The sequence below is a fragment of the Pseudoalteromonas neustonica genome, assembly GCF_001653135.1.
Lineage (GTDB): Bacteria > Pseudomonadota > Gammaproteobacteria > Enterobacterales > Alteromonadaceae > Pseudoalteromonas > Pseudoalteromonas neustonica.
In genome coordinates, this window is record NZ_BDDS01000008.1 from 152872 (window position 1) to 173612 (window position 20741).

Consider the following 20741-nt stretch of genomic DNA (forward strand, 5'->3'; position numbering starts at 1 on the left):
TATAATGAAAAAAACACTTTTAATCGCAGCACTTACAATACCATTTTTAACTGGATGCGTTATTGCAGTATCAGATGGTGAAGCAGAAACACATTGGGCAGGCGGTGATACATCTAGCTGGGAAAAGCACCACAAATATAATCGAGAGGCTATTGCAAATATTGATTTAGATAGCAGTTATCAATCTGTTTTAAGTAAACTTAAAACGCCTAACTTCTCTGAGCTGTTAAAAAAGAATGATGATGTGTATCAGGTGTTATTTTACGCCACTCACAGCATTCACTCTGACGGTAAAATGACCAAAGATGAGTGCACTGCGCTTGTATTTAAAAATGAGAAACTCATTGGGGTGGGCGATACCATCTATAAATCACTTAACTAACATTTATACCAATCTGCGTAGATATGGGGTCTATTTAACGACAAGAAAATTGCGCTATACCTAGGCAGAAATTTTTATATCTAGGGCGTGTTGACCTTTCGTGATTAATTTTGCAGCAGTATGTTTGGTATTTAGGCAAGACAGCGCCTATGCAGTGTGGTTGTTCCCCATAAATAGGCGATAACGCAGTATAAATGCCAAACATGCGCTGCCCAAAGGGTTCTTCCTAGGGGCGATTGACTCTTTGTTGCTCGGTTTTGACTTAGCCCGCTGGGTTACAAACCTCACGCCGCGATTAAATCGCCCCTAGATTGAACAAATTTCAATCCACAAAGGTCAACACGCCCTAGTTGTTCTAAATAAAAAATTTTTAACGACGTTATAGCGTGATTTAATTCGTTAAATTGTTCAAATATTTATGCAGATTGGTATTATCTGCCTAAACCACCTCAAGATGCGAGGGTCGTTGGAATTAAAAGCGATTTAGACAAGACATTAGTTGCAAGTAATAGTGGTTCTATTTTTAAAATCAACCCCTTATAAAAGTAACGCAGTATAAATCGCTTTTAAACTAACCCATTGGGCGGTTCACAGGCACCTGTGAAACGCTGAATTCTGCATCTTGAGGTGCCTTGGGTATATTGCGCTGGGTAGATAACAATCTACCCATGATTTTATTTTAACTAACTACAACATTGAAAGCTTTTAAAAACCTAACTCGCTCTTTTATTATTGCGTTCGAATGACACGCGCAACAATGATATCTCGACCAGCATCTTTCGCTTGATATAACCCTAAATCAGCCTCTTCTAACAGTGTATGTTCGCCATATACTTGGCCGCACTCTGTTGTCGCAACACCAATACTTATTGTTATATGATCAGCATTTAATGATGCCTTATGCGGAATATTCAATCCGTTGACTGCATCTCTTAACTTATTTGCAAACTGCAACGCTTCATTTTTTCCCATATCGGGTAAAACTGCAGCAAACTCTTCTCCCCCATAACGCGCAACAAAATCACTTGCACGCTCACATTCGCCCACTAATGCATGCGCAATACGTTTCAAGCAGTCATCTCCAGCACGGTGGCCATAACAATCGTTGTAACGTTTAAAGTGATCTATATCCATAAGTAAAACTGATAATGGGGTTCCAGCTCGGCGGCTTCGTCGCCACTCCCGAGATAAGTTTTCATCCAAATAACGCCTATTTGGGATTTCCGTCAAACCATCAATGGATGCTAGCATTTCAAGTAAGTCATTTTTCTGTTTTATAAGTAATTGATTTCTGACACGAGCTTTTACAATTGTAGGGCTAAAAGGTTTTGCAATATAATCCATAGCACCTAGTTCAAACCCTTTAGCTTCATCATCATGACTTGTATTGGCCGAAATAAAAATAACGGGGAGAGCTTGAGTTGATGGATTTTCTTTTAACTGAATTAATACCTCATAGCCACTAATACCAGGCATCACTATATCAAGTATAATTAAATCAACCGCTGTCGATTTTAAAAAAGTGAGTGCTTTTTCACCATTTTCAACCAAGAAAGTATCATGCTCACTTGCAAGTGTTTTCTCCAATACCAATCGATTTAGAGGATCATCATCAACAATAAGTATTTTAGCTCTTTTTAACATCTGCTAGTCCTTGTATCTGGATATAAGCCATGGCTTGTTTTAACTCCTGTATAAGTTGATCCTGTAATAATGGATCGGCTTCTTTCAAGGCGCGTAACTTATACTCTAGTTGCTTAGCCAACTCTGAGAGCCTGCAAAATCCTAGGTTTCCTGATACGCCTTTAATGCTATGCACTAACCGTTCCAGTTCTCTTGGTTGATTATATGTTATTAATTTATTTAGGTGATCATTACATAATTTAGCAAACTTCCCCAGCATAACCAGTAATAAATCACTATCACCGGAGAATTGTTCCAATGCAAAAGATCCATCATAAAAATTGGGGATTTCAATTTCAAGATCATTAATTGCTTGCAATAAAGTAGGGGCTATTACGGGCTTTGTTAGGTGTTTATTCATTCCTGCAGCTAATGAACGATCTTCGTCTGCTTGTTCACAATGGGCCGTTAGCGCAAAAATCGGCAACTGCTGTTGATCATATTGCTTACGCAGCAATTGCGCTGCCTGTAAGCCATCCATTTCTGGCATTTGTATATCCATTAGAATGAGATCTGGCATTATTTTCTTGACTAACTCCAAGCCTAACAAAGCACTTGTCGCCGTAAGTACATTAATATTAGCTTGAGTTAAAACATTACTAATAATATCGATATTAAGCTGATTATCATCAATCACAAGCACTAACATCCCTTTAATATTTAGGGGGGGAGCTTGTATCGGCGCTTTTATTCCGGCATTACTAAATAATGCCACTGGTTGCATAAGACGCTGTACTAATGCACTACTTTTAATAATGTAAATAGGAATATTAGCAATAGAGGACAGTGTTATCGTTTGGCTAGTTTGAATAACGTAAAGGGATATATTATGTGTGATTATTGCAGTTTTTTGGTATTCGCAGCTCAGTAACGTTGATACGTCAACATCGCTGATTATAACTTTCTGGTAATCAGTGAGCATTACATTTTTACCTACGTCCGCGATACGGCTAAAATGTAAGTCTGTCATTGGTGCAAGCGCATTCGATAAATTCGTTTCAGCCAGATCGTAAACAACTAAGGTGTTACGCCACAGAGTTGGCACCTCTGTATCAGGAGCATTGAATGCAATGCTGAAATAAAACTCGCTCCCCACTCCTTTTGCACTTTTTAGCGCAATTTCAGAACCCATTAATGCAATTTCGTGCTTTACGATGGCTAACCCTAAGCCTACACCTTGGTGGGTGCGTGTCAGTGATTCATCACCTTGGGTAAATGCGTCAAATAACCGACTTTGGTCAGCTTTACCAATACCTATTCCGGTGTCAATCACCCTAAAGCAAACATGCTGTAGTGCAGAGCCAGTCTCTCTACTTTGCAACTTGAGAGTGACGCATCCTCGCTCTGTAAATTTAACTGCATTTGTCAGCAGATTACCCAGAACTTGCTCTAAACGAATATAATCACCAATCAATTGCGCTGATATATCAGGGTCAACTTCGATCTTAAATGTCAATCCTTTTTGCTGGCATAGCCCGGTCAATAAGCTTTCGCAGCTATCAATTAATGTTACGAGATCAAACGTGACCATTTCTAGGCGGACTGAGCTATTTTCTACACGAGCAAAATCGAGCATTCGATTTAACATCGTTAATAAGCTTTGTGCTGAATTCTTTGCTTGCACTGCATATTGCTGTTGTTGGTTTGTGATCCCCTGCTGAGTGATCATGTCAATCAACCCAGTAACTGCGTTTAGAGGCGTACGTATTTCATGGCTCAAATTAGCGATAAAGCGACTTTTAGCTTCGGTTGCCCGCTCAGCATCCTGTTTAGCTTGTGTCAAAGCGCTAATATCTTGAATATGAATAACATAATAATAAGGAGCTTGCTGAGCATCCCACACTAACGACACACTGAGTTGCCACCAGCTTTGCAGCTCTTGTTGCGCAAGAGTAAGATGGTAAACCTTCTTTTTTTCACTCAATAATAATGCAAGCAGTGACTCAATTTCCTGCCATTGGCCTGCCCCAAATAAATCAGCTAAAGGCATTGCCTCCTCAGCTTGCTCAATCTTAAAAAGCTTACGGGCAGTTTTATTCAATTGTAATACGGTATGCTCAAGTGACAGCAAAATAACACCGTTTGCAGCATATTCAATAGCGCTTCTAAACTTTGATTCAGAAGCCCTTAATGCTAATAAAGCCTGTTGCTGCGCTGTAATATCACGGCCAATTCCCATGGTCCCCAATAAATGGTTTTGATCATTATAAAAAGGCGCGATTGTTAATTGAAACGTTTGCTGCGGTGTTTCTATTCGTTGTTCTGCTTTACTTCTCGTTTTTAAAACATGCTGCTCTAACTCATTAATATGATGGCTATCATCGCTGATATCACAAAGCTGCTGGCCCACCAGCTGACCTTGCTCAATGCCTATGTATTTTTCATATGCACGATTACACCCTAAAAATGAACCGTCGATATTTTTAAAGTAAATTAAGTCAGGTACGCTATTTAGCATAGTATTAAGTAATGCTAAATGGCGTTCTTTTGCTTCATAACTACGTGCCAACTCTCTCGTTTTTATTTTTACTTGAGCATCTAGTTCAGTATTTGCTAGCTGTAAGGATTCTACTAATTGCTGATTTTCATTAAGCACTCGTTTTATTCTGCTAAACCAAGGCTGCCAATTTATGGGTATACGATAATCTAAATTGTCACTATAGCGCTCATCATTTTGCTCAAGGAAAGCCATTAAATACGTCATTGGCTTAACAAAAATACGACGACTTAGCCAAAACACCACACTGAACATCATCACTAAAAAAACACTTAAAAAAACAAACTCTATAATGACCTCATAGCGAATAGGCGGCACCAACTGGTAATGAGATTCAAAATATGCGGCATAAACGGGTTGCCGTTTTTTATCTTGAAAAACAACTAAATTATCACGACTGTCCCACTCTCCTTGCATTGGTTTTACCGGTCTTGAAGATGACCAATACTGATCAAGCTCAGAGACATTTCCAATCTCATTCACAGAGCTGGCAATAACCGTATTCGCCTCAGTTAAAAATATATACTCACCGTTTTTTGATGATATTTTTCTTAACCAATCAGAAACAGCCCCCAGATCATAGATTAAAATTATATAGTCTTGACTACCTTGCTCTCGCTGCTTACCTATCGCAAAATACTTTTTATCATCAAGCTTAATAATGCGGCTTGAGGAAAGCATGTTTTCTCTAAAATCAGGACGCAAACCACCATCAAGTATCTGTGTTAATAAGATACTGCTATCGTCATCCCGACGCTTAACATACGCAAAACCTTGCTCATTTACATAAGCAACAGCCGCCAATGACTGAATTAATGACAGCGCTGTATTAAAAGCAGGCCCTAGCGCAATTACATGCTGCCATTTTGCGAGCGCATTAGGTGTTGAGGAAAATTTTTCTTGGCCTACAATCTCCCCTCCACCAGAGGGAATTTTGCGATAATAATAGTTTTCTAATTGATTAACGTCTTCTAACCACTGGCCGTCAAATTGATAAGATAAGGGTTGTTCATATTGTAAAAATAAAGTGCTGACTAAGTCTTCCGCAGCTTCCATACGATATTCAAGTTGTGCTGCCAGTGTAATAAAGTCTGCTTCACGTTTAGCAACCGTTCGATCTAATTTAATAGTATATAAATGTAAGCAGAGTAAAAAAGCCACTAGCAGTGGCACTATAAGCGCAACGGCTAATGAGCGGTAGTAGTGTTTTAATGGTAAAAAGTCCAACAGACTGCCTATTTCTTGACCCAATAATCAGAGTTTAGATTATCGAGCCAAGTACATTCACGCAAGTTATAAATTTTCTTCCGCAAATGAAGCTAAGCGACTTCTTACTACGCCATTCAAGTTAACTGTGGCGCTGCCCTCAAAGTCCTTAAAGCGCTCGACAATATAGGTTAAGCCCGATGTCACTGGGGTTAAGTAGTTACTATCTATTTGTGCCAGATTACCTGAACAAATTAACTTTGTCCCTTCACCACAACGGGTGATAATCGTCTTTAGCTGTGACGCAGTCAGGTTTTGACTTTCATCTAAAATAACCACTGCATTTTGAATGCTACGACCACGCATAAAGTTAACTGATTTAAACTGTACATTCGCTTTTTCCATAATGTAATTACGACTTGATATTGGGTTTTCATCCCCTTTATGGAGCACTTCTAACGTATCTGTAATTGCAGCTAACCATGGCGCCATTTTCTCCTCTTCTGTACCTGGTAAAAAGCCAATTGATTCTGCGATTTCAGGGGTGTTGCGAGTAACGATTACTTTATCGTAAATACCTTTTTCAATAATCATTTCAAGAGCGCTGGCCAGTGCTAATAAGGTTTTACCGCATCCTGCTGGGCCAGTTAAAATGACTAACTCAATATTAGGGTCTAGCAACGCATCAAGGGCCATACCTTGGTAAATGTTTTTTGGTTTAACACCCCACGCAGATTGATGCATCAAACGTTCAACACCAATATCTTTGAGCATTATGTGTTGATCATCATACGATTTAACTCGCGCTGCAAAATGGCCGTTGTCATCAAATAAATACTCATTACAAAACACACCTGGAATGAGGCTTTTTGCTACTTTATGAAAAGTATCTCTACCATGTTGCTGCGTTTCACACTCGCCAACATGTTGCCAAAAATCACCGGTGATTTTTTGATAGCCACTGCTTAAGAGTGCAATATCATCAATGAGTTGGTCGGTGCGGTAATCTTCAACGTATTTAAGCCCTGCCCCCTTGGCTTTCAAGCGCATATTGATATCTTTAGTGACCAATACAACTTTGACATGTGCGTGCTGCTTTTGTAAATGCACGGCACAATTAATAATACGATGGTCATTTTCATTTCCCGGTAAACCAGAGATCGAATCTGCAAATAAATGGTCGTTAACAATGATTAGTGTGCCTGCAGATGACGCTTTAGCCTTTTTATTACTAGGTAACGCAACGCCTTTGAGCATTTGTTCTGGGGTTGCATCTTTGAGTACTTCATCTAAACCGCGAATGGCCACACGTGCATCGCGGCTAACATCATGCTTACGGTCTTTAATATGATCCAGTTCTTCTAGAACGGTCATTGGAATAACGACGTCGTGTTCTTGGAATGATAAATACGCGAGGGGTTCGTGAAGCAATACATTGGTATCTAGCACATACATTTTACTATCAAGGTTCGAAGCTTTTTCCATAGCACTTTCCTTACGTTTTATGATTTTTATGCTATACCCAACTAACTAAGTAAAACGAGTTAACGCTAAGCTCATAACACTTAATTGCTAAGGTATATTGTAAGTTTAGCTTAGTTGTCATAAAAGACCCTTTTATGACAAAGCTTTTTTAGTTTGAAATTAGTCAATTAAACATGTGCGTTAATAGGAATAATGCGCAGTTACTAAATTAATTAAAAGTGAGCTAGTTAGCGCCTTGCAGTGGTGTTAGGTTACAGGTAACATAGCCGCCTTTTTCTTCATAGACGAGACATACATGAATTTTTCCTTAGGTCAGCGTTGGATCAGTGATACAGAGTCAGATTTAGGATTAGGCACAGTCGTTGCCCTTGAAGGCCGACAGGTCAGCATTTTATTCCCAGCCAGTGGCGAAAACCGTGTTTATTCAATGCAAGAAGCACCGGTTACTCGCGTGGCATTTAATCCTGGTGATGTGATCAAAAGCGTTGAAGAATGGGAACTTGAAGTCGAGTCAATTGAACCTATCGGTGATCTACTTTGTTATCATGGCACTCGTGTCGATAACGGTGAAAAAGCACAATTAAAAGAAACTTTTTTAGATCACTTTATAAAATTTAATAAACCACAAGACCGCCTATTTGCCGGCCAAGTTGACCGTTTTGATCGTTACACATTGCGCTACCAAACCTGGCAACATCAATTTGAACGCCAACAATCCCCCATTAAAGGACTGATTGGCCAAAGAGCAAGCTTAATACCGCATCAGCTTTACATTGCTCAAGAAGTAGGCAAACGATTTGCACCACGCGTATTATTGTCTGACGAAGTGGGCCTTGGTAAAACTATTGAAGCAGGTATGATTTTACATCAACAAATCATCAGTGGCCGTGCCAGCCGTGTATTAATCATAGTACCTGAAAATTTACAGCATCAATGGTTAGTCGAAATGTTGCGCCGCTTTAACTTACACTTCTCTATTTTTGATGAAGAACGTTGCGACGAAGCATTTGCTGATTCACCCAATGTATTTGATACCGAACAATTAGTGCTTACCAGCCTTGAATTTATAACCAAGAAAAAACGCTGGTTTGAACAAGCAACCATGGCAGATTGGGATTTACTTATTGTTGATGAAGCGCATCATTTAAGTATTGCCAATGGCAAGCAAAGTACTGAATATCAACGTATCGCTGAATTAAGCCAAGACATTCCTGGGTTAATATTATTAACCGCAACTCCTGATCAATTAGGTCACCGTAGCCATTTTGCGCGTTTACAGTTACTCGACCCTGATCGTTTTTATGATTACGATGCCTTTGTAGAAGAAGAAAGTAATTACAAGCACACTGCAGAGGCAGCCAATCAATTACTTCAAGACAAAGCGCTTGATGATAGCGCCAAAGCCACATTGATTGAGCTGTTAAAAGAAACCGATATCACAGGTGTCCTTGAACAAGCACAAAGTGGTGATGAAGCGGCTCGTAAAGAAATTTTAGCCATGCTATTAGATCGCCACGGCACAGGCCGTATCTTATTTAGAAATAGTCGCAGTGGCATTGATGGCTACCCTAGTCGTAAGCTCCATGCTTACCCAATGGAAATACCAAAACAATATAAAACAGCAATGTCTGTACTTGGCAATATGAGCGGCATTCAAAATGCTCAGTTAAGTGCACAACGCGCACTCTTTCCTGAAAAAATATTTCAAGAGTTTGAAGGCGAAAGCGCAAGCTGGGGGATGTTTGATCCTCGCGTAGATTGGCTGATCAACACCCTTAAAACTCTCAAACACGAAAAAGTATTACTGATTTGTGCTAAAGCAGAAACGGCGATTAGCTTAGAGCAAATATTGCGTGAACGTGAAGCGATTAAAGCCTCAGTATTCCATGAAGGTATGTCGATTATTGAACGCGACCGCGCTGCTGCATTTTTTGCTGACGAGTACGACAACGCACAAATATTGTTATGCTCTGAAATTGGCTCTGAAGGTCGTAACTTCCAATTTTCACATCATTTAGTCTTATTTGATTTACCGCTAAACCCTGATTTATTAGAACAACGCATTGGCCGTTTAGACCGTATTGGTCAAACGCAAGACGTCAATATCCATGTGCCGTATTTTGAAAACACTGCACAAGAAGTGCTACTGCGCTGGTATAACGAAGGCCTAGATGCCTTTGAGACCACGTCAACCACAGGCCAAATGCTCTATAAAGAATTTAGTGAAGATCTGCTTGAATTTATTTCAGCGCACAACTGCGATGAAGATGAACTTGACCCATTACTTGAGCAAGTTGCCAGCCAAAATGCTAAATTGCGTAAGCAAATGGAAAGCGGCCGTGACCGTTTACTTGAGCTACATTCATCAGGTCAAGGTGCCGCTGATTCATTAGTAGCTGATATTGAAAAGCTTGATAACCAGTTTGAATTGCCAAGTTATATGATCAATGTATTTGATACCTTTGGCGTCAGCCAAGAAGATAAAGGTGAAAATACCATAATCCTAAAGCCAACAGAACACATGCTAAATCCATCGTTCCCAAGCTTAAAAGATGACGGTATAACCGTAACATTCGACCGTGATACCGCGTTATCACAAGAAGATGTTCACTTTATCAGTTGGGATCACCCTATGGTGCAAGGCACCTTAGACATGATTTGTGATGATGACTTTGGTACCGCCTCTGTTGCGCTTCTTAAAAACAAAAAGTTACCACCGGGAACTTTCTTTGTTGAGCTAATTTTCTTAGGCGAAGCGATGGCACCAAAAGCTCTACAAGTAGGTCGTTTTTTACCACCAACACCGATTCGTATTTTGCTTGATAAAGCGAGTAATAATTTAGGTGAAAATGTTGGGTTTGATGGATTTAATCAGCAGCTCTCTGCTGTTGGCCGTCAAACAGCAAGTAAATTAGCCGGAGCATTACAAAGCGCAATTCATCCAATGATCAAAACCGCGCAAGCAATGGCGCAAACAAAACTTGAAGTGATCCGTGCCGCTGCCCTTGAGAAAATGCAACATTCACTCGCTGAAGAGCAAGCTCGCTTAGCGGCGCTGAAACAAATTAATCCAAACATTCGTGAAGAAGAGCTGACTTTTTACGACAAGCAACGCACTGAGCTAACCACGCATATTGAAAAAGCGCAGTTAAAACTTGATGCTATTCGCTTAATCGTGGTTTCTCACTGATCATAGCTTTAGCTCGAAGTTATAAGTTATAAGCTATAAGCTATAAGCTATAAGCTATAAGCTTTAGAAAAGCGCGGTGTATTAATTTATACCACGCTTTTTTAACCTTCAAACAAATATTGTAGCCAACATAAACGCTTACTTGAAAAGGAATCAAGCCTAGTGATTGTGAAATAAGGACGACTACACTAAAATGCAACGCTTGTGAATCGCTGAGGTCTATCGTGTTACTTAATTACAACCCCCCGCTCGATCCGTATTTAACCATCGTATATCAAGATGATGATTTACTGATTGTAAATAAGCCCAGTGAGCTATTAACAGTACCCGGCAAAGATCCTAAACACGCAGACTGTTTAATTGCCCGTGTTAATCGTGTATTCCCCACCGCTAAAATTGTTCATCGTTTGGATATGGCAACCTCTGGGATTATTTGTTTAGCGATGAATAAAGCCGCTCATCGCCATGTAAGTATGCAATTTCAAGAACGTCAAACAGCTAAGCGCTATATTGCTCGTGTGTACGGCAAGCTTAAACCTGAAACTGGATCTGTAGATTTACCCCTTATTTGTGACTGGCCTAACCGCCCAAAACAAATGGTTGATCATGATAATGGTAAGCCTTCCTTGACGCATTACAACGTACTGGAATATGAAGCACACGCAACGCGCGTAGAGTTAACGCCAATTACAGGTCGCTCTCATCAATTACGCGTCCATATGCTATCGTTGGGTCACCCTATTTTAGGTGATAGGTTGTACGCTCACCCTGATGCCTTAAGTGCAGCACCACGCTTGCAGTTACATGCGCAAATGTTACAACTCACCCACCCTATCACTGAACAAACTATGATCTTTGAAGCTGAACCTGATTTTTAATTGCATCGTTTGATTGATAGAAATTGCGCTAAACTTTTTACAATTAAAGCCGATAACCATATATTGATTCATTGCACGTGGTTACTATGATTATTGGCAAAAAATTAAAAAACCATCAATTAATCAGCTTTGTCGGCTGTTTAATGTTGGCAGCGCCCCTCCTTGCGGCCGATTTCATTGCGCCAACACCATGGTCAACTATTGCTAGCAGTGATTTAGCACGCTTAATGCCAGATGATGAAGTAAAACCCCTACTCGCTGGCGAAACAGAGTTTACAACGTTATACCGTCAACATATGAGTGCTCAACAACGTGGTGTGGTTTTAATTATTCCTGATTGGCAGCATTTACCAACGAATAATGACGGTGTTAATTTTTTGCGTACTGAGCTAAATGATTTAGGCTACGCAACTATTGCAATGACAGTCCCTGATATAGATTGGTACGCCAACGATAGCACCGTCAACGATAGCGCCATCAACGAAACAGAAGCCACAACACCCGATCCCCAAGAAAATACCGAAGCACCAACTAATACTCCTGCAAATGATGCGCTAGAACAAGCCCCTGCACCAATGGCTTCACCCAAGCATGTAGATGCAATTCCTATGATCAGCAACGCGATTATTGATAACTATAAGCTTAACCTTATTTCGCGATTTAACGCCTTGTATGAAAGTGCTTTAAATGAAGATGGGAAAATAGTCGTAGTGGCTCAAGGTGCCAGTGCTGGGGTTTTATTAGAGCATTATGCAAGCTTTCCAAGCACAAATATTGATGCATTTATTAGCCTTAGCAGCTACTTGCCAAACACTGAGCGAAATAAAAAGCTCAATGCAACAATATCAACGATTAGCCCACCACTGCTGGATGTTTATTACAGCGTTGATAATTCCAACTTGTTGTTAAGCATTGCCCAAAGAAAGCGTTGGGTAAAACGTCATAGTAAATATGATTACCGCCAACGTGAGTTATTTGGTTTACGCTCAGCGCCGGAGCAACATGAGCGATTAACCAAAGAGGTGGACGGTTTTTTACGCCGCCTTTTTTAAGTACTCATAAGCCGATTGAATATCTTGGCTTTTTTTCACAGCCAGTTCCATCATATGCTTAGGTAAGCCTTGAGATACTAATTTATCAGGATGATGTTGCGCCATTAATTTACGATACGCTATTTTTACATCACGCTCACTCGCTTCATTATTTAAACCCAACAACGCCAAGGCTTGAGTGCGGCTCATGCCATTATTGGGTGGAACATGATGACCTGAGCCTTCTCGATAGCTACTGCTTTGACCTTGCTGACGATTTTGCTGTTGTTGATAGCGTTGTTGCTGCTGGCGGAATGAAAACTCAGCCTGATACCGCTTAAGTACAAACGCAAAATGTGTTTTTGAAATACCCAAATGCTTGCTGACTTCTTGTAATAGCTCTTTTTCTTGAGCGGCAAGCACACCGTCAGAAAATGCCATTTGGATTTGAATTTCTAAAAAAAGCTGCAGTAAATCATGACGACGAGCAAAGCGCTCTTTAAAATCATAAACCGTTTCTTTTAATGAAAAGTCAGCTTCTTTACCTGCTTTAAATGCACCTTGTGCTTCTTTACGGTCATCACCCTTTAAACCCATCTCATCCATAAATAGACTGGCAGCACGAATATGAGTTTCACTGACTCTCCCATTTGATTTCGCTATATGCCCCATAACAGCAAAACAGCTTGAAAAGAACAATGCTTGGCGTTGATTTATATCATCATCACCTTTAAATAAGTTTGAAAAGCCACCCGCTTTATCAAAATTTTTCTTGAGGCTTTTATCAAACATATGCCCTAAATATAGGCCTATAAACAATCCAACAATACGCCCAAACATAAAACCAAAACAGGCACCTAAAATTTTACCCCACATGAGGTGCTCCTCTTACATGTTCATTTAATTGCGCTAACCGTTGCGGGGTACCGACATCATTCCACATACCAATGTACAACTGTGTCGATACATCACATTCGTTCAAACGCATGCGTAATAATGGCCCTAAAGGCAATACGCCGCCTTGTAAACCATCAAAAAAATGACGCTGAAACCGACTAATACCCGAAAAAGTATACTTTTGACTTTCAGGGCCCAAGTGACGCAAAGTAAAATCCCCATCAGGGTTATGCGCAGGGTTTTCAACAAGTACGATATGCCCTTCACCAATATCTAAATGTAATTGCGCTAATGAGCTTATATCGTAATCGGTAAATATATCCCCGTTAATAACGATAAAGTCATCACCAAGCAAAGGTAATGCATGGATGATCCCGCCGGCAGTTTCAAGCCCCCCTTCAGGCTCGTGGCTGTAAATAATTTTTACATCAAATGCGCTGCCGTCACCAAAGTAATCACTAATTTTATCACCTTGCCATGCAAGATTAATTACAATTTCTGTAATTCCCGCGCTTTTCAGACGCTCGATATGGTGTTCTATAAGCGGCATACCTGCGACCTGTAACATCGGCTTGGGCAATTTCGCTGTCAGTGGCATCATTCTTTGACCACGCCCCGCGGCTAAAATCATCGCTTTCATTTATTAATTACCTAATTTTTCTTTTATCGCGACACGCGTAGCAGGAATGATGGTATTGGCAATCCATAACCCTAATGGTTGCAGCGTTTTATGTTCTTGTGCCACATCCGCAATATAGCGTAATGTCGGAAGTACGTTTTCCATATAGCCCAGCTTGCCATCACGTAAATTTAAACGACAAAAGATACCTGCGGCTTTTAAATGCCGTTGAATACCGGTCAAATCAAACCACTGCTTAAATTGTGCAAAACTTACGTTAGCACTGATCAGACCTTGCTCCTTAAACTCTTTATAGGCGTGCTCAAGTAAATATTCGAGTTCATCATGGGGCAGTTTAAAATAGCAATCGCGCAATAATGAAACAAGGTCATAACACACAGGGCCTTGAACCGCGTCTTGGTAATCAATAATCGCCCATTGCTGGTTACTCCGCATAATGTTACGACTATGAAAATCTCGATGTACTGTAACACTTGGCTGGGCAAGTACATTTTCAATAAGCAATTCCGCGCTGCGTTTCCACAGGGCATCAATTGCGGGTGTCACTGTCAGCCCTAAAAATCCTTCCACTAGCCACTGTAAGAAAATACCGAGTTCAAGCTCTAAAAATTCACGGTCAAAATCTTTCATGTATGCTACAGGCGGCATTTTAGCCCATTGTGCACTGAGTTTTATGAGGTGCTTATAGTGGCTAGTCCGTTCTTTGTCCTCTAGCATATCAGCGAGGTGTATATTGCCTAGATCACTTAATAAGAAGAATCCTTGTTTTTCATCGGCATGTAATATTTTTGGTAGTTTGAAGCCATGCTCGGAAAAAACTTTATTAAGTTCAATATAGGGGGTGTTATCGAGTTTAGTTGGATCAGAGTCCATAACAATGTAACTATCTTGACCGCGATTTAAACGGAAATAACGGCGAAAACTCGCATCCCCCGTGATCGCAGCTAACTGGTATTCTTCATCACTAAAGTGGGGATTTAAAAACTGCTGTAAACTTTTATAACGGTTCATTTTACAAGATATCTATTTTTCACTAAGTCAATTACTGTATTTGCCATTGTTTTCCTTTATTATGTGAGGTCTATATTCAACGACACCATATTAAGGTTAATAAATGAGCAAAACCTGGGGCATAATGATGCTAAGTGTGATCAGCGCACCATCGCTTGCCGAAACTGAACTGGCACACAATCTTTGTGGCAATTCAATGCAAACCAGAGCTTGGCAACCGCTTGCTGGCCTTGACTTTGGCATGGTCGATATCAAATCAGATGATATTGAATTGCTTGGTACTCAAAGCGCAGAATTTACCGGTAACGTTGATATTAACACCCTTACTATGAGTTTGTCCGCACAAAGTGCACTTATTGATAAACAGCGCGGGCTCCTTAATGCTACAGGCCCAATTACTTATCGCGATCCAATTAGTGAAGTAAAAAGCTCAGGTTTAAATGCTGATTTAAATAACTCTCAAATTAGTTTATTGGGTGCTGATTACAAGCTTACTGACCAACAAGGCCATGGCGGTGCTGAAAAACTCACTGTTAACAAGTCTGGCTTAAACCTGCTGAACGCAAGCTTTACTACCTGCCCAGGCGAAACGCCATTGTGGGCAATTCAAGCTGAGGAAATTGCTCTTTCTCGTGAAGAAGGCTGGGGAGAAACACATGACATGGTATTGCGTATTATGGATACCCCTGTGTTGTACTTGCCCTATTTCACCTTCCCTATTGATGAGCGCAGAAAGTCAGGGTTATTAACACCAAATATTTCGAGTTCTGATCGTTATGGTATTGAAACAGTCACGCCATACTACTGGAATATTGCCCCAAACTACGATGCCACCATCACACCTCGTTATATGTCTAATAAAGGCTTACAACTGCAGGCTGAATTTAGATATTTAAGCGAAACAAGCCAAGGATTACTTGGTCTAGAGTATTTAAATAAAGATGAATCTGAACCTGAACTAAACGATCGCTTCCTATTTCACTGGCAACAACAAAGCTATTTTGGTGAAAATTGGCGCGCAAATATCGACATTACAAATGTCAGCGATGATAACTACTTAACTGATTTAAATTCAGGCTATGCTGCAAGTACCGACACACAACTATATCGCACCGGTTCTTTATCTTATTTAGGAGAACTGTGGCGAACAGATATTCAAGTACAAAACTTTGAAGTGCTTGGTGATCACGTAGAATCTTACGCAGCACTGCCGCAAATTACGTTTACACAAACAACACCATTTCAATTTAAAGCCGTTGATTTAACCTTAGATGGTGAATTAAGCCACTTTACTAACGACACTGAGGTAATTGAAAAGGCTACTCGCTTACACATTGAACCTAAAGCCAGCTTTGGTTATCAAGAACATGCATGGTCATTTTTGTCTGAACTTAGCCTTCTACATACTAACTATAGGCAAGAAGGTGACTTAAACGGTACTGACTACGCTAAGTCAGTCTCTCGTACGCTTCCTAAAGTTCGTTTACACAGCCAATTAAATTTTGAACGTGACACAACAACGTTTACTGATAACGGCATTCAAACCTTAGAACCACAAATACAATATTTATACACACCAAATAAAGATCAATCAGATATTGGCTTATACGATACAACTAAGCTACAAGATGACTTTTTTGGTCTGTTTCGCGATAGCCGCTTTTCAAGCGTTGACCGTATTGCTGCAGCGAACCAATTTACACTCGGTGCAACAACCCGGTTATTTAATAATAAAAGCGAGGAATTGTTTAATTTCAGTGCAGGACAAATCTTCTACCTGAGCGATTCAGCTAAGCCAACATCGCAAGGGTTAAACTCCGATACAAACTATAATGCCTTGTTTGCCGCGCAAACCATGTTACATTGGCACCGTCGTTGGTATTTATCCGGTGGCATACAATATGACACTGATGGCAAGCAGATTATCCAATCAAATGTTACTTTAGACTATAAAGGTGACGATAATCAGCTGATACAATTGAACCATCGCTATGCAAACGATGTCTCAGGCAATACAATCGAGCAAGTTGGCTTGTTTACTAGCATACCGCTAAGTGATCAATGGCAGTTTGTAAGTAGCTACCACCGTGATTTAGAAAGCGGTCGTAGTATTGAGGCATTCAGTGGATTGCAGTATGAATCCTGCTGTTGGGCCTTTCAAATTACCGGTCGTCGTCAAATCGAAACTGATTTAAATCAGGCGATAGGCCTAGAACAAGCCACCTTTGACTCAAGCATTGGTTTTAACATTGTCTTGAAAGGATTAGGTAGTAAAAGCCGTTATGATGCACAAAAATTATTACAACAAGGTATTTTTGGCTATCGTAGACCGTATTTTCTTAATAACTAGTATTAGCAAGAGTATTAGAAAAAGTATGAATTTAAATAAATTATTAGCATCAGCATTATTAGGCTTAAGCCTATCTCACAGCGTTTTCGCAGCCCCTGTTGAAATCGATAAAGTTGTCGGTATTGTCAATCAAGGCGTTATTTTAAAAAGCGAAGTTGACACCATCGTTAACCGCGTAAAACTGCAAGCAAAAGAACAAAAACAAGAGCTTCCTTCTGACGAAACTTTACGTATCCAAGCGATGGAGCGTTTAGTTAACCAAGCACTTATGATGCAGCTTGCTGGGCGTATGGGTTTAGAGATTTCAGATAGTCAACTTGATCAAACATTGGTTGGTATGGCAAAAGAGCAAGGCGGGTCGATTGCTGATTTACGCCGAACTATCGAGGCATCAGGTGAAAGCTTTCAAGTGTATCGTGAAGAAATTCGTAAAGAAATCACAACGCAACAAGTTATGCGCGCCAATGTTGATCGCCGTATTTATATAAGCCCACAGGAAGTGGACAACTTATTAAAAATAATGGAAAGCCAAGGTCAAAATACTGAAGAGTATGATATTGGTCATATTCTTGTTGATATTCCAAACAACGCTACAGCAGATGAAATAGCCAGTGCAAAAACTCGTGCAGATAAAGTCATTGAGTTTTTACAAGAGGGTAAAGAATTTAAGCGTATTGCTATTTCATCTTCAAGCGGCTCTAAAGCACTTGAAGGTGGCCAGCTTGGATGGATGAGCATCAATGAAATGCCATCGCTATTTGCTGAAGCAGTTAAAGGCGCGAAGAAAGAAGCCATTGTTGGCCCACTTCGCTCAGGCGCAGGTTTCCATATTATTAAAGTTCAAGATATTCGTGGTCGTCAAGTAGTGGAAACCACCGAAGTACGCTCTCGCCATATTTTGATCAACCCATCTATAATTTTAAGTGAAGAAAAAGCCCGTAACATGCTTAATGGTTTTGCCAAAGACTTACGTGCTGGTAAAGCAGACTTTGGCGAACTTGCGAAAGAATATTCAGAAGATCCAGGCTCTGCGCTAAAAGGCGGCGAGTATGATTGGACAGATCCAACAACGTATGTACCTGCATTTAGAGATACACTTTTATCATTGGATAAAAATGAAATTAGTGACCCTTTTAGAACAAAATTTGGTTGGCACATTATACAGTTGCTAGATACGCGAGTGGCTGATAAAACTGAGCTAGCTAAACGTAATCGTGCTCATGGCATGCTGTTTAATCGTAAATTTAAAGAAGAAAGTTTTAACTGGCAGCAAGAAATGCGTGAACAAGCCCATGTTGAAATCTTTCCATTGGATCAGTAAATGACCCTACGTATAGCAATAACTCCCGGTGAACCTGCCGGGATTGGCCCTGATTTACTTTTAAAGCTAATCCAGCATGACTGGCCGGCTCAATTAATCGCAATTGCTGACGCTAAATTATTACAGCAGCGTGCAGAACAGTTAGGTTTAAATATCAACTTAATTCCATTTGATGAATCATCAGCGCCTGCGATTGCACCTGCTGGCAGTATTTATATTCATCAAGTCGATTTAGGGGCTGATGTTGAGCTTGGTGTTTTAAATGATGCAAATGGCCAATATGTGTTAGATACCCTGCGTATTGCTTCTGAAAAAAATATGGATGGTACATTTGATGCTGTCGTTACAGGTCCTGTTCATAAAGGGATCATTAACCAAGCAGGTATTTCATTCAGTGGTCACACAGAGTATTTCGCTCAACAATCAAATACTGCCGATGTAGTCATGATGCTTGCAACCGAGGGACTACGTGTTGCACTGGTAACCACACATATTCCGCTTGCTTATGTATCACGCGCAATTACTGCCGAACGTTTGACAAAAGTTGCGGGGATACTAAACCATGACTTACAAACTAAGTTTGGTATTGAAAAACCACGAATTTTAGTGTGTGGGCTCAACCCGCATGCAGGTGAAGATGGCCATTTAGGCCGTGAAGAAATCGACACGATAACCCCAACAATTGAACAGTTAAATACCGATGGTATGAACCTAATTGGCCCATTACCTGCTGATACATTATTTCAGGATAAATACCTATCACAAGCGGATGCGGTACTGGCAATGTATCACGATCAAGGCTTACCTGTGCTAAAATACAAAGGGTTTGGCAAATCAGTGAATATAACTCTTGGTTTGCCGTTTATACGCACTTCAGTAGATCACGGTACGGCACTCGATTTAGCCGGTACAGGTGATGCTGAGGTTGGCAGTTTTGAATTAGCGATCCGCGAAGCAATTAAGCTCGCCCATGAAAAAGCACAAAATCAATGACAGATAAAGTACATTTAGGACACCGCGCCCGTAAACGTTTTGGGCAAAACTTTTTATTTGATGAAATGATCATCGATAAAATCGTCACCGCGATTGATCCTAAACCTGAAGATAATTTAGTTGAAATCGGTCCTGGTCTTGGTGCAATCACTGAGCCTGTAAGCGAGTTAAGTGGTCACTTAACCGTTGTTGAGCTAGATAAAGACTTGGCTTTACGCCTAACCGAACATCCATTTTTAGGTCCAAAGCTCACCGTACACCAAGGTGATGCGATGAAGTTTGATTTTTCTACTCTCATTAATGATGAGCGAAAATTAAAAGTTTTTGGTAATTTGCCATACAACATTTCAACACCTTTATTGTTTCACTTATTTGAATTTGCTGACAACATTGAGCACATGCACTTCATGCTTCAAAAAGAAGTTGTAAAGCGTATGGTTGCAGGTCCAGGTAGTAAAACATTTGGCCGTTTAAGTGTCATGACGCAATATTATTGCCACGCAATGCCAGTGGTAGAAGTACCACCTGAGTGCTTTAAACCTGCACCAAAAGTAGATTCTGCGGTTATTCGGTTAATTCCAAAAAAACCAGAACAACGTACAGCTAAAAGTACTAAAATTCTTAACACAGTGTGTTTAGAAGCTTTTAATCAACGCCGTAAAACGCTGCGTAATAGCCTAGCTAATTTACTCACGGCTGATGAATTAACAAGTATTGGTATTGATATTAAGCTGCGTGCAGAATGTCTTTCGTTACAACAATTTATTGATATAGCTAATTGGATTTATGACAACAAGCAGTAATTTGGGCTCACCCATCAAGGTTTCAGTAGAGACATTTTATGTTGAAGGGCAATCACAGCCAGAACAAGATAAATATGTATTCGCGTACTCTGTAACAATTAAAAACCATAGTTTATGCAGCGCTAAATTGGTAAGTCGATATTGGTTAATTACCGATGCCAATGGCAAAGAAATCGAAGTGCAAGGAGAAGGTGTCGTTGGTGAAAAGCCAACAATTGGTCCTGGTGAAAGCTATAAGTACACAAGCGGCGCAGTACTAGACACCCCTGTTGGCACCATGCAAGGATACTATACCTTGAAGAATGAATTTGGCACTGAATTTGACGCGCCAATTAATGTTTTTCGTTTAGCACAGCCAAATATTTTACATTAAC

Annotated in this window: 15 protein-coding genes; 9 read left to right on the forward strand and 6 right to left on the reverse strand. The window is 40.2% G+C overall.

Going from position 1 to position 20741, the window contains the following annotated elements:
- Positions 1 to 4: 4 nt before the first annotated feature.
- Positions 5 to 382: a DUF3192 domain-containing protein gene (locus A7967_RS13490; RefSeq protein ID WP_064435793.1), complete on the forward strand. Its 378-nt coding sequence runs from the start codon at positions 5 to 7 to the stop codon at positions 380 to 382.
- A 729-nt stretch (positions 383 to 1111) separates the two neighbouring features.
- Here A7967_RS13490 and A7967_RS13495 read toward each other — a convergent pair.
- The 3 genes from A7967_RS13495 to A7967_RS13505 form a co-directional block, all read right to left on the reverse strand.
- Positions 1112 to 2026, reverse strand: a complete 915-nt coding sequence (locus A7967_RS13495) for a diguanylate cyclase (RefSeq protein WP_054454561.1) — start codon at positions 2024 to 2026, stop codon at positions 1112 to 1114.
- Entirely contained in the window at positions 2010 to 5789 is a 3780-nt protein-coding gene (locus A7967_RS13500) for a PAS domain-containing hybrid sensor histidine kinase/response regulator (protein ID WP_064435794.1), read from the reverse strand. Before A7967_RS13500 ends, A7967_RS13495 begins: the two co-directional genes overlap by 17 nt.
- A gap of 66 nt (positions 5790 to 5855) precedes the next feature.
- Entirely contained in the window at positions 5856 to 7253 is a 1398-nt protein-coding gene (locus A7967_RS13505; protein WP_054203115.1) for a PhoH family protein, read from the reverse strand.
- Positions 7254 to 7548: 295 nt separating this feature from the next.
- Between A7967_RS13505 and rapA the strand changes: the two genes are divergently transcribed.
- The 3 genes from rapA to A7967_RS13520 all read left to right on the forward strand — a co-directional run bounded on the left by rapA (position 7549) and on the right by A7967_RS13520 (position 12373).
- The gene (rapA, locus tag A7967_RS13510) at positions 7549 to 10443 is read left to right on the forward strand and encodes an RNA polymerase-associated protein RapA (RefSeq protein WP_064435795.1); all 2895 of its coding nucleotides are present in this window, start codon (positions 7549 to 7551) and stop codon (positions 10441 to 10443) included.
- A 224-nt stretch (positions 10444 to 10667) separates the two neighbouring features.
- The gene (gene rluA, locus A7967_RS13515; protein ID WP_054203113.1) at positions 10668 to 11321 is read left to right on the forward strand and encodes a bifunctional tRNA pseudouridine(32) synthase/23S rRNA pseudouridine(746) synthase RluA; all 654 of its coding nucleotides are present in this window, start codon (positions 10668 to 10670) and stop codon (positions 11319 to 11321) included.
- An 86-nt stretch (positions 11322 to 11407) separates the two neighbouring features.
- Positions 11408 to 12373 carry a DUF3530 family protein gene (locus tag A7967_RS13520; protein WP_064435796.1) on the forward strand — a complete coding sequence of 322 codons (966 nt, stop codon included), beginning with the start codon at positions 11408 to 11410 and terminating at the stop codon, positions 12371 to 12373.
- On the opposite strand, the gene djlA is transcribed toward A7967_RS13520, so the two are convergent.
- The 3 genes from djlA to A7967_RS13535 are packed head-to-tail and all read right to left on the reverse strand — an operon-like array spanning position 12356 to position 14900.
- Complete coding sequence (gene djlA, locus A7967_RS13525; RefSeq protein WP_064435797.1) at positions 12356 to 13228, reverse strand: co-chaperone DjlA; 873 nt, start codon at positions 13226 to 13228, stop codon at positions 12356 to 12358. The two genes, A7967_RS13520 and djlA, sit on opposite strands and share 18 nt — an antisense overlap.
- Positions 13218 to 13889 (reverse strand): N-acetylmuramate alpha-1-phosphate uridylyltransferase MurU, encoded by a 672-nt coding sequence (gene murU / locus A7967_RS13530; protein ID WP_054203110.1) that lies wholly within the window; start codon positions 13887 to 13889, stop codon positions 13218 to 13220. Before murU ends, djlA begins: the two co-directional genes overlap by 11 nt.
- Before the next feature lie 3 nt (positions 13890 to 13892).
- Positions 13893 to 14900 carry an aminoglycoside phosphotransferase family protein gene (locus tag A7967_RS13535; protein ID WP_054203109.1) on the reverse strand — a complete coding sequence of 336 codons (1008 nt, stop codon included), beginning with the start codon at positions 14898 to 14900 and terminating at the stop codon, positions 13893 to 13895.
- 103 nt (positions 14901 to 15003) lie between these two features.
- On the opposite strand from A7967_RS13535, the gene lptD reads away from it, so the two are divergent.
- Genes lptD through apaG form a run of 5 tightly spaced genes read left to right on the forward strand, consistent with a single transcriptional unit; the run spans position 15004 to position 20740 of the window.
- Entirely contained in the window at positions 15004 to 17250 is a 2247-nt protein-coding gene (gene lptD, locus A7967_RS13540; RefSeq protein ID WP_064435798.1) for an LPS assembly protein LptD, read from the forward strand.
- Between the two features lie 25 nt (positions 17251 to 17275).
- On the forward strand, positions 17276 to 18571 hold the full coding sequence (surA, locus tag A7967_RS13545; RefSeq protein ID WP_054203107.1) for a peptidylprolyl isomerase SurA: 1296 nt from the start codon (positions 17276 to 17278) through the stop codon (positions 18569 to 18571).
- A complete protein-coding gene (gene pdxA / locus A7967_RS13550; protein ID WP_054203106.1) occupies positions 18572 to 19564 on the forward strand; it encodes a 4-hydroxythreonine-4-phosphate dehydrogenase PdxA in 993 nt (330 codons plus the stop codon).
- On the forward strand, positions 19561 to 20367 hold the full coding sequence (gene rsmA / locus A7967_RS13555) for a 16S rRNA (adenine(1518)-N(6)/adenine(1519)-N(6))-dimethyltransferase RsmA (RefSeq protein WP_054203105.1): 807 nt from the start codon (positions 19561 to 19563) through the stop codon (positions 20365 to 20367). The genes pdxA and rsmA overlap by 4 nt, the downstream gene beginning before the upstream one ends.
- Entirely contained in the window at positions 20351 to 20740 is a 390-nt protein-coding gene (apaG, locus tag A7967_RS13560; RefSeq protein ID WP_054203104.1) for a Co2+/Mg2+ efflux facilitator ApaG/CorD, read from the forward strand. The genes rsmA and apaG overlap by 17 nt, the downstream gene beginning before the upstream one ends.
- Position 20741: the final 1 nt, after the last annotated feature.

What these genes read in the sequence shown, in the direction of transcription:
- djlA (WP_064435797.1), bottom strand. Translation starts at nt 13,228, where the DNA reads ATGTGGGGTAAAATTTTAGGTGCCTGTTTTGGTTTTATGTTTGGGCGT.
- surA (WP_054203107.1), top strand. Translation starts at nt 17,276, where the DNA reads ATGAATTTAAATAAATTATTAGCATCAGCATTATTAGGCTTAAGCCTA.
- apaG (WP_054203104.1), top strand. Translation starts at nt 20,351, where the DNA reads ATGACAACAAGCAGTAATTTGGGCTCACCCATCAAGGTTTCAGTAGAG.
- A7967_RS13490 (WP_064435793.1), top strand. Translation starts at nt 5, where the DNA reads ATGAAAAAAACACTTTTAATCGCAGCACTTACAATACCATTTTTAACT.
- A7967_RS13520 (WP_064435796.1), top strand. Translation starts at nt 11,408, where the DNA reads ATGATTATTGGCAAAAAATTAAAAAACCATCAATTAATCAGCTTTGTC.
- rapA (WP_064435795.1), top strand. Translation starts at nt 7,549, where the DNA reads ATGAATTTTTCCTTAGGTCAGCGTTGGATCAGTGATACAGAGTCAGAT.
- murU (WP_054203110.1), bottom strand. Translation starts at nt 13,889, where the DNA reads ATGAAAGCGATGATTTTAGCCGCGGGGCGTGGTCAAAGAATGATGCCA.
- A7967_RS13505 (WP_054203115.1), bottom strand. Translation starts at nt 7,253, where the DNA reads ATGGAAAAAGCTTCGAACCTTGATAGTAAAATGTATGTGCTAGATACC.
- pdxA (WP_054203106.1), top strand. Translation starts at nt 18,572, where the DNA reads ATGACCCTACGTATAGCAATAACTCCCGGTGAACCTGCCGGGATTGGC.
- lptD (WP_064435798.1), top strand. Translation starts at nt 15,004, where the DNA reads ATGAGCAAAACCTGGGGCATAATGATGCTAAGTGTGATCAGCGCACCA.
- rsmA (WP_054203105.1), top strand. Translation starts at nt 19,561, where the DNA reads ATGACAGATAAAGTACATTTAGGACACCGCGCCCGTAAACGTTTTGGG.
- A7967_RS13495 (WP_054454561.1), bottom strand. Translation starts at nt 2,026, where the DNA reads ATGTTAAAAAGAGCTAAAATACTTATTGTTGATGATGATCCTCTAAAT.
- A7967_RS13535 (WP_054203109.1), bottom strand. Translation starts at nt 14,900, where the DNA reads ATGAACCGTTATAAAAGTTTACAGCAGTTTTTAAATCCCCACTTTAGT.